This is a genomic window from Nocardioides terrigena (genome assembly GCF_003047265.1).
Taxonomy (GTDB): domain Bacteria; phylum Actinomycetota; class Actinomycetes; order Propionibacteriales; family Nocardioidaceae; genus Nocardioides; species Nocardioides terrigena.
In genome coordinates this window covers 680515-693488 of sequence record NZ_PZYY01000001.1, presented here as the reverse complement: position 1 = coordinate 693488, position 12974 = coordinate 680515, and the positions used below count along the sequence as shown (strand labels likewise).

The following is a 12974-nucleotide window of genomic DNA, read 5'->3' as shown; positions in this document are numbered from 1 at the left end:
AGGGCGCAGTCCCCTGCCGCACTGCCGCCTGCCCGGGAACGTAGGACCGGCGGCGGGGCGCGACTGGCCCATCCGGGCTCCTATCACCCAAATCGGGGAGAGTGGCCACGGTCACCCCCGGAAGCGGTCTGTTCCACCCGGTTCCGGGACCCCACGTCCCCAACTTGTGGGGGATTCCGGACCGCGACCGGGGCCCGGGCCGGGGCGCCGTATGTGATGCACCTTCATCGACTTCATCGACGCGACGTCGTGCCCGCACGCGGCGCGTCCGCAGACCGACAGGGTGATCATGGGCGACCTCGTGACGACCGCTTTCCTCTCCATCCTCGTGGCCGGCTTCCTCGTCGGCGTCGTGGTCGGCCTGACCGGCATGGGCGGTGGAGCGCTGATGACACCGGCCCTCATCTTCCTCGGCGTCGGGGACGCGGCCACCGTCGTCACCGCCGACCTGACGGCCGCGGCGGTATACAAGACCGGCGGCGCGATCGTGCACAAGCGCGAGGGCTCCCCCCACATGCGGCTCGCCACCTGGCTCGTGATCGGCTCGGTGCCGACGGCCCTGCTCGGGCCCTACCTCATCAACTGGCTGGCTCCCCCCGGCGGCCTCGACCGCACCCTCAAGCTGTGCATCGGCTTCGCACTGCTCTTCGCAGCGGCCACCTACGCCCTGCGGCTCTACATCAACCTGCGGCGGATGCGCACCGGCAGCCACTCCGACGACACGGACCCGGTCGTCCGCCCCCTCCCGACGCTGCTGATCGGCGCCCTCGGCGGCCTCCTCGTCGGCATCACCAGCGTCGGCTCCGGGTCGGTCATCATGATCGCGCTGCTGATGCTCTACCCCGGCCTCAGCGCGGTGAAGCTGGTCGGCACCGACCTCGTCCAGGCCGTGCCCCTCGTGATGGCCGCGGCGATCTCCAACATCGCGCTCCACGGGCTCGACTGGGCCATCCTCGTCCCGCTCGTCCTCGGGTCGGTGCCCGGGACGATCATCGGCAGCATGGTGGCGCCGCGCGTGCCGCAGTCGATCATCCGGCGCGGGATCGTCGTCGTGCTCACCATGTCGGGCGTGGCGCTGCTCGACAAGGCCGGCTGGGCGCCGCTGGGCGCGGGTGAGCACGAGACCCACCCGGGGCTGATCGCCCTCGTCGGGCTGGTCACCCTCCTGCTGCTGCCCGTGGTGTGGGGCGTCCTGCGCCACACCACCGGGCTGCCGATGTTCGGCGCACCCACCCTCGCGCAGGTCGAGGACCCGACGTACCGGCCGGGCGGGTTCCGCGCGCCGAAGCCGGAGCCGCCGACCTCACCCATTGTGGGCAAGTCCGCGGCGGCCGCCACCTCGACGTCCTCCTCGGCCGCAGATTGATCCGCGGACCCTCCTGCTGCGTGCGGGAGGGTCCGTCACTCGAACATCTGGAGACACATCGTGCGGTCACGACAGCTGCTCGCCCTGGTGGCGGGCCTCGCGCTCACCCTGTCCCTCTGCGCCCAGGCACCCGCGGCGCAGGCGGCCGCTCCTCTGGTGACCGCGGCGGCGGACGCCGCACCCGCCGCCGACCGGATGCCCGGGGACGTCCCCTCCAAGAAGACGCCCTGGGTGCTCGACGGTGGGGTCAACAAGATCGTCCAGGTCGGCGGCACGATGGTCGCGGGCGGACTTTTCACCCAGGTTGCGGACCCGATGAACGGCACGCCCCTCGCCCGGCAGAACCTCGTCGCCTTCGACGCGACCACGGGCGTGGTGAGCCGGACCTTCAACCCGACCGTCGACGGGGAGGTGCAGCAGCTGCTGCCGGGCCCCACGCCCGACACCGTCTACGTCGCCGGTGACTTCACCAAGATCAACAACAAGGGCCCCAACCACCTCCAGCTGCTCGACATCGACACCGGGCTGGCCGTCCCCTCGTTCAAGGCGCCCAGCACGTCGGGGAGCATCCAGACGATGGAGCTGCTGCCGAACAACCGGCTGTTCATCGGCGGCTTCTTCAAGAAGCTCGGCGGCGTCGACTCCGGGCAGTTCGCCACGCTCAACGCCACCACCGGCGCTCGTGACCCGTTCCTGAATCTCGTCGCCGCCGGCAACCACAACACCGGCACCGGCGCCAAGGCGCCGATCGGACCGCGCGAGGCGGCCCTGACGCCGGCCGGGGACCGCCTGGTCGTCGTGGGCAACTACCGCACCGTCGGCGGGGTCGCACGCGACCAGATCGTGATGATCGACCTCACCGGCCCGACCGCGACCGTGTTGCCCACCTGGTACACCACGCAGTACACGCCGATCTGCTCCCCCGGCGCGTTCGACAGCTACATGCGCGACGTCGAGATGTCGCCCGACGGGTCGTTCTTCGTCGTGGCCACCACCGGCGGCCCGCACAGCGGCACGCTGTGCGACACCGCCGCGCGCTTCGAGACCTACGCCACCGGCACCTCGCTGACCGCGACCTGGGTGGCCAACTCCGGCGGCGACACCCTCTGGGGCGTCGAGATCACCCGCGCGGCGGTCTACGTCGGCGGCCACAACCGCTGGATGAACAACCCCAGCGGGTCCGACCGCGCCGGCCAGGGAGCCGTGCCCCGGCCCGGCCTGTCGGCCCTCGACCCGCAGAGCGGTGTCCCCCTGAAGTGGAACCCCGGCCGCAACCCGCGCGGTGAGGCGGCGTACGAGATCTACGAGACCGACGCCGGCGTGTGGGTCGTGAGCGACACCGACTGGGTCGGCAACCGCCGCTACCAGCGCCCCCGCATCGCCTTCTTCCCGTACGCCGAGGGCTCCAACACCGCGTCGAAGTCGACCGGGTCGCTGCCCGGCAACGTCTACGTGGGCGCGCCGCTCGCGGCCACGGACGTGCTGTACCGCGTCAACGCCGGCGGCGCCGCGGTCGCCTCGGTGGACAACGGTCCCGACTGGGTCGCCGACAACGGCACGTCCAGCACCCTGCACAACACGGGCAGCGCCGTCGCCACGAGGAGCGCGCTCACCTCGACCAGCCTGACCGGCGTCCCGGCCTCCACCCCGCTGGGCATCTGGACGTCCGAGCGCTACGACCCCAGCGGCGGCACGGACATGCAGTGGACGTTCCCGGTCCCGGCCGGCACGACCACCCAGGTGCGCCTCTACTTCGCCAGCCGGTCAACGTCCACCCGGCGCTTCAACGTCCTCGTCGACGGAGTCACCAGGCTGTCCAGCTACGACCCCAACGCCGACCCGGGCGTCAACCGCGGCACGATGAAGTCCTTCGACGTCACCAGCGACGGCATCGTCAACATCGACTTCACCCGCGTCAGCGGCGACCCGCTGGTCAACGCCGTGGAGATCGTCGACACCGCGGTCGGTTCCAACGCCCGGTCCGCGAGCGTCGTCGCGTTCGACGGCTCGAGCGTCGGCTCGCAGGGCACCGTGAGCACCGGGACGTTCGACTGGACCGCCGTCCGCGGCGCGGTGATGATCGGCCGGACCCTGTTCTACGGCCAGACCGACGGCTACCTCTACCGCCGCTCGTTCGACGGCGTCGCGTTCGGGGAGCCGGTGCAGGTCAACCCCTACCTCGACCCGCTGTGGAGCACCGTCCTGACCGGCAGCGGCACCACCGGTCAGACCTACGCCGGGGTGCTGCCCACCTGGTACGGCCAGCTGGGCTCGGTCACCGGCATGTTCTACGCCGACGGGCGCATCTACTACACCCGCAGCGGCCAGACCTCGCTCTACTGGCGCTGGTTCTCCCCCGACAGCGGCGTCATCGGCGGTGTCGAGTACACCGCGGCCGGCGGCAACATCGCGTGGGCCAGCACCCGGGGCATGTTCCTCGACGGCTCCACGCTGTACGTCGTCAGCTCGACCACCGGGCAGCTGCTACGGATCGGGTTCACCGGCGGCGCCCCGACGGGCACCTCGACGGTCGCCGACGCGACGCGGGACTGGCGGGGGCGCGCGGTCTTCCTCGCCTCCGTGCTGCCCAACGTCGCACCGTCGGCGTCCTTCACCTCGGACTGCACCGGCACCTCGTGCACCTTCGACGGCGGGACGTCGACCGACAGCGACGGGGCCGTCCAGTCCTGGGAGTGGACGTTCAGCGACGGCGAGGAGGCCGGCGGCCCCACGCCGCAGAAGGACTTCGCGGAGTCCGGCGACTACGACGTGACACTCACCGTCACCGACGACGGCGGGCTCACCTCCTCGACCACCCAGCGGGTGTCGGTCGTCCGGCCCAACGTCGCCCCCACCGCGGGCTTCGACGTCGACTGCACCTTCCTCGCCTGCGAGTTCGACGCCACGGCGTCGACCGACGGCGACGGCAGCGTGTCCGACCACGCGTGGGACTTCGGCGACGGCACGACCGCCACCGGGAGCACGCCCAGCCACGAGTACGCCCAGCCGGGCACCTACACGACCACCCTGGTGGTCACCGACGACGACGGCGCCACGGACGAGACCACCGTGACGCGGGCGGTCGTCGCCGCGCCCACGGCGAGCACCGTGTCGTACGTCGGCGGGGCGGTCAACCAGGGCAACGTCAGCACGCCCAACGTCACGACCCCGTCCACCGTCTCGGCGGGAGACCGCCTCGTCATGGTGCTGTCGCTCAACGCCGCCAACCGCGTGCTGTCCTCGCCGACCGGGGTCACCGGGTGGACGCTGCTGGACACGACGACGTCGGGCACCATGCAGACGCGGGTCTGGACGAAGGTCGCCACCGCCGCCGACGCCAACCGTCGGGCGACGATCACCCTCGATGCAGCCGCCAAGTACACGCTGACCGTGGCCGCGTACTCAGGGGTGCGGAGCGGGTCGCTCGTCCACGCCGACCTCGCGGAGACCGTCAGCCGCACCGGCCACGCCACGCCGACGGTGGACGCCCCGGCCGGGTCGTGGGTGGTGTCCTACTGGGCCGACAAGACCAGCACGACCACCGGATTCACGCTCCCGTCGCAGGCCACCGGGCGGCACGCGCTCTGCAGCACCGGCACCGGCCGCATCTGCAGCTCGCTCGCCGACTCCGGCGCAGCGGTCCCCACCGGGCAGTACGGCGGGCTGGTCGCCACGGCCGACGGCGCCAGCGCGACCGCGACGACCTGGTCGATCGTGCTCCGCACCGTCGAGCCCAACCAGGCCCCGACGGCGTCCTTCACGGTGCAGTGCGACAGCACCGACTGCGACTTCGACGGCTCCGGGTCGAGTGACGCCGACGGCGCGGTCGCGTCGTACACCTGGGACTTCGGCGACGGCAGCACCGGCACCGGCGCGACCACCGGACACGACTTCGGGACGTCCGGGACCCGCGAGGTCACCCTGACCGTGACCGACGACGAGGGCACCCAGGGGTCGCTCGTCGTCCCCGTGGCGGTGTCGCGCACCAACGCCGCCCCGACGGCGGCCTTCACCGTGAGCTGCTCGTTCCTCGAGTGCACCTTCGACGCCGCCGGGTCCGGTGACGGCGACGGCACCGTCGCGTCGTACGCCTGGGACTTCGGCGACGGTGCGACCGACACGACGACCGGCTCCTCCGCCAGCCACGCCTACGCCACGGGCGGCGCCCGCACCGTGACCCTGACGGTGACCGACAACGACGGCGGCACCGGGACCACCGCCCGCACCGCCGACCCGGTCGGGGTGCGCCCCATCGCGCTGGTCGGCAGCAGTGCGAACCAGGGCAACGTGTCCACGCCCAACACCCTCGTCCCCACGGGCACGGCGGCGGGTGACCGGCTGCTGATGGTGCTGAGCCTCAACGACACCATGCGGGTCGTCGGCTCGACGACCGGCGTGACCGGGTGGACGCTGGTCGACACCGCGACCTCCGGGTCGATGCAGACCCTCGTCTGGTCCAAGGTCGCGGTGGCCGGCGACGCCGGTCGAGTGGTGCGGTTCGCGATGGACGCGCCCGCCAAGTACACCCTCACGGTGGCGGCCTACTCGGGCGACATGCTCGCGCCGGTGGTCGCCAAGGCGTCGGAGTCGGTGCTCCGCTCCGGACACACCACGCCGACCGTGGCGGCCGGGGCGGGTGACTGGGCGGTCTCCTACTGGGCCGACAAGTCGTCGGCGACGACGGGGTTCACGTTGCCGGCGGGAGTCACCGGACGCCAGGCCACCTGCAGCGCGAACGCCGGACGCGTCTGCAGCGTCCTCGCGGACTCCGGTGCCCCGGTGTCCGCCGGACCGTACGGCGGCCTCACCGCCACCGCCAACGCCTCGTCCTCCAACGCGACCATGTGGACGATCCTGCTGCGCCGCGCAGGCTGATGACCGTGCTCGACAACGTGAGGACCCCCGATTTCGATGGTGCGCACCGCCCGACCGGTGCCTAGCGTCGAGCCACACCCGAAGGAAGGCTGCGCCGTGACGCACCATGGACTGACACGCCGGGGAGTCGGCTACGCCGCGACCCTCGTGATGCTCGGGCTCGTCGCCCCCGGACCGGCCGGGGCTCGGGCGGCCGCCGCCGCGGCGATCGACCCCGGCGGGGTCCCGTGGACCTGGGGCGGCAACTCGTTCGGCCAGCTCGGCAACGGCACCACGACGGCCCGGCGTACGCCGGGCCCGGTGACGGGGCTCGCCGACGTGGTCGACCTGCACGGCGGCCGCGAGCACGTCGCGGCGCTGCGCGCCGACGGCACGGTCTGGGTCTGGGGCAGCAACCAGCAGGGCCAGCTCGGCTTCAACGACAGGACCAACCGTCCGAGGCCGACGCAGGTGCCGGGGCTGGCCGGCGTCACCGCCGTCGAGACGGGACACAACCACTCGCTGGCGCTCCTCGCCAACGGCACCGTGCGCACGTGGGGGCTCAACGCCGACGGACAGCTCGGGGACGGCTCGACCACGCTGCGGCGCACGCCCGTCACGGTGGTGGGGCTGACGAACGCCGTTGCCATCGCCGCCGGCCGCAACATGAGCTACGCCCTGCGCGCCGACGGGACCGTCGTCGCCTGGGGACGCAACGACGAGGGCCAGCTCGGCGACGCCACGGCCACGCGGCGTACGACGCCCGTCCGGGTGGGTGCCCTGACCGGCGTCACGGGCATCGCCGGCGGTCGCGACCACGGCCTCGCGCTGCGCGACGACGGCACGGTCTGGGCCTGGGGCTCCAACGACTACGGGCAGGTCGGCGACGGCACCAAGACAGACCGGAGGTCACCCGTCCAGGTCACCACCGGCGTCCAGCAGGTCATCGCCGGGGCCCACCACTCCTACGCCCTGCGCACCAACGGCACCGTCGCCTCCTGGGGACGCAACTACCGCGCCAACCTCGGCGACGGCACCACGACGACCAGGACGCGTCCGGTCGCCGTCCGCAACCTCACCTCGGTCGTCTCGATCGGGTCCGGCCGCGACACCGGCATGGCCGTGCTCGAGGACGGCCGGGTGATGGGCTGGGGCTCCAACGGTGCCGGTCAGGTCGGCGACGGCACGACGGTCAACCGCTCCTCCCCGGTGCTCGTCCCCGGCGTCTCGGGTGCGGCCCTCGCCGGTGGCGGTGGCCAGGAGTACGCCGTGGTGGTGGTCCGACCCGCCGGGTGAGCGCGCGGAAGGTCAGGAGTTGAAGCGCTGCTGGGTCTTCTCGAGCCCGTCGGTGACCAGCGACTCGACGGCGTCCGCGGCGTCCATCACCTGGAAGGGCAGGTCCTTGCGCTCCGCGGCGGAGTAGTTGGAGAGCACGAAGTCGGCGACGTCCTGGCGTCCCGGCGGACGGCCGATCCCGCAACGCACGCGGTAGAAGTCCCCGGTGCCCAGGCTCGAGCGCATCGAGCGCAACCCGTTGTGCCCGTTGTCGCCACCGCCCAGCTTGGTCCGCAGGGTGCCGAAGGCGATGTCGAGCTCGTCGTGGACGGCGACCACCCGGTCGACCGGGACCTTGTAGAACGTGGCGAGCGCCTTGACCGGCCCGCCGGTCTCGTTCATGTAGCACCGGGGCCGGGCCAGGACCACGCGGGGACCGGGGGCGCCGGGCGGCGTGAGCCGACCCTCGACCACGTCGGCGCGACCGCTCTTGTGGGCCCGGAAGGGCGAGCCCATCCGGTCGGCGAGCTCGTCGGTGACGAGGTAGCCGACGTTGTGGCGGTGGCCCGCGTAGGTCGGTCCCGGGTTGCCCAGGCCGACCACCAGCCACACGTCGTCACTCATGTGCTCATCCTCCCAGCCGCCCTCGGGCCGCCGTGAGCGGGACCACCTGACGCGCCACCGGCGGACGGCATCACCCGCAATGGCGAACGCCGCACCGGGGAACCCGGTGCGGCGCGGCCAGTGGATCGGTGAGGTCACTCGGCGGAGTCGGCCTCGACCGCAGCGTCCTCGGCCGCGGCCTCGGTCTGGGCCTCGGCGATCTCGGCGTCCGAGACGTCGTGCTCGATGCCCAGGTCGTCCTCGGCCTCGGCCAGCTCGGCCTCCAGCGCCTCCGCGGAGATCTGCTGGGTGACGTTGACGATGAGGAGCTCACCGTCGGCGAGCAGCGTGGTGCCCGACGGGAGGGTGATCTCGCTGGCGTGGATCTGGGTGCCGACGGGGGCGCCCTCGACCGAGACCTCGAAGAACTCGGGGATGTGGGTCGCCTCGGCCTCGACGGAGATGACCGAGTTCTCGGTGACGACCAGGGTGTCGGGGGCGGCGTCGCCGACGACGTGGATCGGGACGTCGACGGTGACCTTCTCGCCGCGGCGGACGGCCACGAAGTCGATGTGCTCGATGACCCGGCGGATCGGGTCGACCTGGACCTCCTTGGCCAGCGCGAGCTGGTTGGAGCCCTCGACGTCGAGCTCGAGCAGCGCGTTGGAGCCGCCGTGCTTGAGCGCCATCATCGTCTGGTGGCCCGGCAGGGTCACGTGGACGGGCTCGTTGCCGTGGCCGTAGATGACGGCGGGGATCTTGTCGTCGCGGCGGATGCGACGGGCGGCACCCTTGCCGAACTCGGTGCGGGTCTCTGCGGTGATCTTCTCGGCAGCCATGTTCTTCTCCTCAGTGCAACGGAACTCGTGGGGGACCCCGGGAGACGAAGAACGCCGCGCTCCCGACAGGAGACGCGGCGCGAGCCAGCATCTGCCCTGTCGATCACGGAGTCGAGCTCCCTCGCCGAGGCAACTTCCCAAGCCTACGGCCGGGGTGCGCCGCAGGTCGAATCGTGGCTCAGATCCGGTCCAGGGTGGCGCCGCTGCGGCTCAGCCGCTCGAGCACCCGGATCGAGGACAGCCCCACGACGACGTACGCGAGGCCGATCAGCAGCTCGGTGGCGACCAGTCCCCGGACCGCGCCCCAGGTCGCACCGTCGCCCAGCATCCGGGTGGCCTCGATGGCATGGGTCAGCGGCAGGCAGCGACCGACGGCGGCCATCCAGCCGGGCAGGTCGTCGAGGGCGACGTTGGTGCCGGTGAAGATCAGCAGCACCAGGAAGAGGACGTTGCCCAGCGTCGCGCCCTCGCGGTAGACGAGGTTGATCGCGCCCATCACCAGGCCCAGGCCGGTGGAGGACAGCGAGCCGACCGCGACCACCAGCGCGATCAGGGGCCAGGCGCTGGTGGGGATGTCGGTGTCGAGCAGGAGCGACCCCACCACCACGCCGAACATCGCGACGCCCCAGCCGTTGGCGATCACCGGCAGGGCGCGGCCGAGGAACAGCGGCACCCGGCGCGCGGGCGTGGCGATCACCAGCCCCAGCGTCTGCGAGAACCGCTCCCCCGCGATCGTCGACGCCATCGCGAACAGGCACGGGATCGCGGCGTAGTTGAGCGCGTTGCCGATGACGTAGAACTCGTCGTCCCCGACGCCGGCGCTGCGCCCGATGAAGGCGAAGAGCAGGATCTGGCAGATCGGCGAGACCAGCAGCGCGGGGACGAAGATCCACGGGTTCATCCAGCCGAACATCGCCCGGTAGCTCATCAGGCCGCCGATGAAGAAGATGCGCAGGCTCACCATGCGTGCCCCCTCACGTCAGGGCCAGCGTCGCGTCGCGGCGGGCGGAGTCGATGAGGCGTACGCCGAGATACGCGGCCAGGGCGGCGTACCCCAGGCCGACGAGCCCGCAGATCGCGAGGTCGAGCCACGGGCTCTCCCCGGCGGCCGAGGCGCGCATGCCCTCCACGGCCCAGGTCGGGGCCAGGATCCACGACAACGGCAGCACCGCGGCGGGCAGCAGGTCGAGGGGGACGACGAAGCCGCACAGCAGCCACCCCGGGTACTCGAGCGCGGCCCCCAGCGCCCACGACGTGCGGTAGCGGACGGCGGTGACAGACAGCAGGAAGCCGAAGAGCGCGATGGTGACGGTGGCCATCAGGATGCTGAGGACGAAGAGCGGCCAGTTCTCGACCTGGAGCCGGACGTCGAAGAGCCACCAGTTCCACAGGATCGTGGCGACCACGCTGTAGAGGCCGATGGTGGCCATCGCGAACGTGATCGGCAGCAGCACCAGCGAGAAGCGGGTCGGTGCGGCGACCACGAGCTCGAGGGTGCCGGCCCAGCGCTCGCGCTGGACCAGGGTGCTGGCGCTCACGGTCTGGGACGTCCAGATGCCCATCGCCGCGGCCCCGATGGCGGCGTACAAGATCGCCTCCGGGTCGCCGCCGACCTCGTAGACGAGCATCGCGGCGGTGGCGAACATCAGTGGGAAGACCACCGCGAGGAATCCCTCGAAGGGCGAGAACAGCAGGATCTTGAGCTGCAGCCAGTAGCAGACGGCCAGCTGGCGGAGCCGGATCATGCGCCCGTCCGGGTGACCAGCTCGACGTAGGCGTCCTCGAGCGTCGGGTCGCGGTGGCTGACCCGACCGACGCGGGTCTCGTCCAGCCCGCCCAGCACCGGCTGGGTGACCTCGGCCCCGGGCTCGGAGGCCACGACGAGCACCTGGAGCTGGCCGCGCTCCTCGACGACGACGGAGCGGACCCCGGGCACGACCCGCAGCCGGTCGAGGACGTGGTCGTGGACGCCGTACGTCTCGACCTCGAGGACCCGGCCGGCGCTCACCAGCTCCTTGAGCTCGTCGGGCGTGCCCTCGGCGACGATCTCCCCGGAGCGGATCACCGCGATCCGGTCGCAGAGCTCGTCGGCCTCGAACATGTAGTGGGTGGTGAGCAGCACCGTCTTGCCCTGGTCGCGCAGCCCGGCAATCGTCGCGCGCAGCTCGCGGGCGCCGACGGGGTCGATGCCGATGGACGGCTCGTCGAGGAAGAACACGTCCGGGTCGTGCAGCAGCCCGCGCGCGATGTGCAGCCGCTGGCGCATGCCGCGGGAGTAGCCCTCGACCTTCTCGCCCTCGCGGCCGGTCAGCCCGACGAGCTCGAGGAGCGAGCCGATGCGGGCCCGCTGCTCGCGTGGCGGGACGCCGTACAGCTCGGAGAAGTAGCGCAGGTTGTCCAGCCCGGTGAGGCGCTCGTAGAGGCCGCGGTCGCCGCCGAAGACGTAGCCGATGCGGCTGCGCACCTCGCGCACGTCGGTCACGACGTCGCGACCGAGCACCGACGCGCTGCCCGAGGTCGGGATCAGGAGCGTGATCAGCATCTTGATCGTGGTGGTCTTGCCCGCCCCGTTGGGGCCCAGCAGTCCGAAGAGCTCCCCCGGCGCGATCTCGAAGCTGACCCCCTTGACCGCCTCGACCTCGCTGCGGGTCTGGCGCCAGATGCCGGAGCGGCTGCGGAAGGTGCGGCGCAGGTCGCGCGCCTGGACGGCAGGGGTGTCGGTCAGGGGCACCCGCGCGACGGTACGCCCGGGGTCGCGCGACGGCACGCCATTTGTACGGCGCGTTCGCCCTCGGCGTACTGGCTGCCCGGGCCGTCGGCCCGAGCGCGGCCCCTGTGGTCCACCCGGTGGACCTGTGGGGCCGCCATCACGGTCCACGCTCTCCACGTCCGGGCCAGCGCCGTCCGGGGCGTGCCCCCCACCGCGGATTTCGACACGCCCGTCGCGACCTCGCGGGCTCGGTCGCGGGGCTGCTCGATCTCCCGCCTGACGGACCCCTGCTCGTTCCTCGCAGGGCTCCTACGCGTGACCGTCGAACATGGAGGTAACGGAGCCGTCCTCGAAGACCTCCTTGATCGCCCGCGAGATGAGCGGTGCGATCGAGAGGGTGGTCAGCTTGTCGAACTGCTTGTCGGCGGCGACCGGGAGCGTGTTGGTGACCACGATCTCGGCGGCGGAGCAGTTCTTGAGGCGGTCGACGGCGGGGTCGGAGAGGATCGCGTGGGTGGCGGCGATGATGACGCCCGCGGCGCCCTCCTCGATGCACGCCTCGGCGGCCTTCACGATGGTGCCGCCGGTGTCGATCATGTCGTCGGTCAGGACGCAGATGCGGCCCTTGACGTCACCCACGACGCGGTTGGCGACGACCTCGTTGGCCACGTCGGTGCGACGGGTCTTGTGGATGAAGGCCAGCGGGGCACCGCCGAGGCGGGCCGACCAGCGCTCGGCGACCTTGATCCGGCCGGCGTCGGGCGAGACGACGGCGAGCGGCTGGTCGCCGTACTTGTCGCGGACGTAGTCGGCCAGGATCGGCAGCGCCATCAGGTGGTCGACGGGGCCGTCGAAGAAGCCCTGGATCTGGTCGGCGTGCAGGTCGACGGTGATGAGCCGATCGGCGCCCGCGGTCTTGAAGAGGTCGGCGATCAGGCGGGCCGAGATCGGCTCGCGGCCGCGGTGCTTCTTGTCCTGGCGGCCGTAGCCGTAGAACGGCATGACCACGGTGATCCGCTTGGCCGACGCCCGCTTGAGCGCGTCGACCATGAGCAGGTGCTCCATGATCCACTCGTTGATCGGCGAGGTGTGGCTCTGGATGACGAACGCGTCGCACCCGCGCACCGACTCCTCGTAGCGGACGTAGATCTCGCCGTTGGCGAACTCGTACGCCGACTGCGGCACCAGCGCCGTGTCGAGCGTCGTGGCCACCTCGGCGGCCAGCGTGGGGTGGGCCCGGCCGCTGAAGACCATCAGGTTCTTCTCGGTCGTCTTCTTGAGTCCGGTCACCGGCTGCGACTCCTCATTCGGGGGTGGAGTGTCGACG

General features: G+C 71.8%; 9 protein-coding genes. 3 read left to right on the top strand and 6 right to left on the bottom strand.

All coding sequences use genetic code 11. The features are described 5' to 3' along the window. Window positions 1–289 precede the first annotated feature (289 nt). The 3 genes from DAE25_RS03230 (at window position 290) to DAE25_RS03220 (ending at window position 7516) form a co-directional block, all read left to right on the top strand. The gene (locus tag DAE25_RS03230; RefSeq protein ID WP_107764955.1) at window positions 290–1366 is read left to right on the top strand and encodes a sulfite exporter TauE/SafE family protein; all 1077 of its coding nucleotides are present in this window, start codon (window positions 290–292) and stop codon (window positions 1364–1366) included. Between the two features lie 60 nt (window positions 1367–1426). Continuing rightward, window positions 1427–6241 carry a PKD domain-containing protein gene (locus DAE25_RS03225; RefSeq protein ID WP_107764741.1) on the top strand — a complete coding sequence of 1605 codons (4815 nt, stop codon included), beginning with the start codon at window positions 1427–1429 and terminating at the stop codon, window positions 6239–6241. 96 nt (window positions 6242–6337) lie between these two features. Continuing rightward, window positions 6338–7516, top strand: a complete 1179-nt coding sequence (locus tag DAE25_RS03220; protein WP_159083537.1) for an RCC1 domain-containing protein — start codon at window positions 6338–6340, stop codon at window positions 7514–7516. A gap of 12 nt (window positions 7517–7528) precedes the next feature. On the opposite strand, the gene pth is transcribed toward DAE25_RS03220, so the two are convergent. The 6 genes from pth to DAE25_RS03190 form a co-directional block, all read right to left on the bottom strand. Next, window positions 7529–8119, bottom strand: coding sequence for an aminoacyl-tRNA hydrolase (gene pth / locus DAE25_RS03215; protein WP_107764739.1), 591 nt, complete (start codon window positions 8117–8119; stop codon window positions 7529–7531). Window positions 8120–8253: 134 nt separating this feature from the next. Continuing rightward, window positions 8254–8937: a 50S ribosomal protein L25/general stress protein Ctc gene (locus DAE25_RS03210; RefSeq protein ID WP_107764738.1), complete on the bottom strand. Its 684-nt coding sequence runs from the start codon at window positions 8935–8937 to the stop codon at window positions 8254–8256. A 178-nt stretch (window positions 8938–9115) separates the two neighbouring features. After that, a complete protein-coding gene (locus tag DAE25_RS03205) occupies window positions 9116–9901 on the bottom strand; it encodes an ABC transporter permease (protein WP_107764737.1) in 786 nt (261 codons plus the stop codon). A 10-nt stretch (window positions 9902–9911) separates the two neighbouring features. Next, window positions 9912–10682, bottom strand: a complete 771-nt coding sequence (locus tag DAE25_RS03200) for an ABC transporter permease (protein ID WP_107764736.1) — start codon at window positions 10680–10682, stop codon at window positions 9912–9914. Then, a complete protein-coding gene (locus DAE25_RS03195) occupies window positions 10679–11668 on the bottom strand; it encodes an ABC transporter ATP-binding protein (protein WP_234410816.1) in 990 nt (329 codons plus the stop codon). The genes DAE25_RS03200 and DAE25_RS03195 overlap by 4 nt, the downstream gene beginning before the upstream one ends. Window positions 11669–11956: 288 nt before the next feature. Continuing rightward, window positions 11957–12937, bottom strand: coding sequence for a ribose-phosphate diphosphokinase (locus DAE25_RS03190; RefSeq protein WP_056886588.1), 981 nt, complete (start codon window positions 12935–12937; stop codon window positions 11957–11959). Window positions 12938–12974 lie beyond the last annotated feature (37 nt).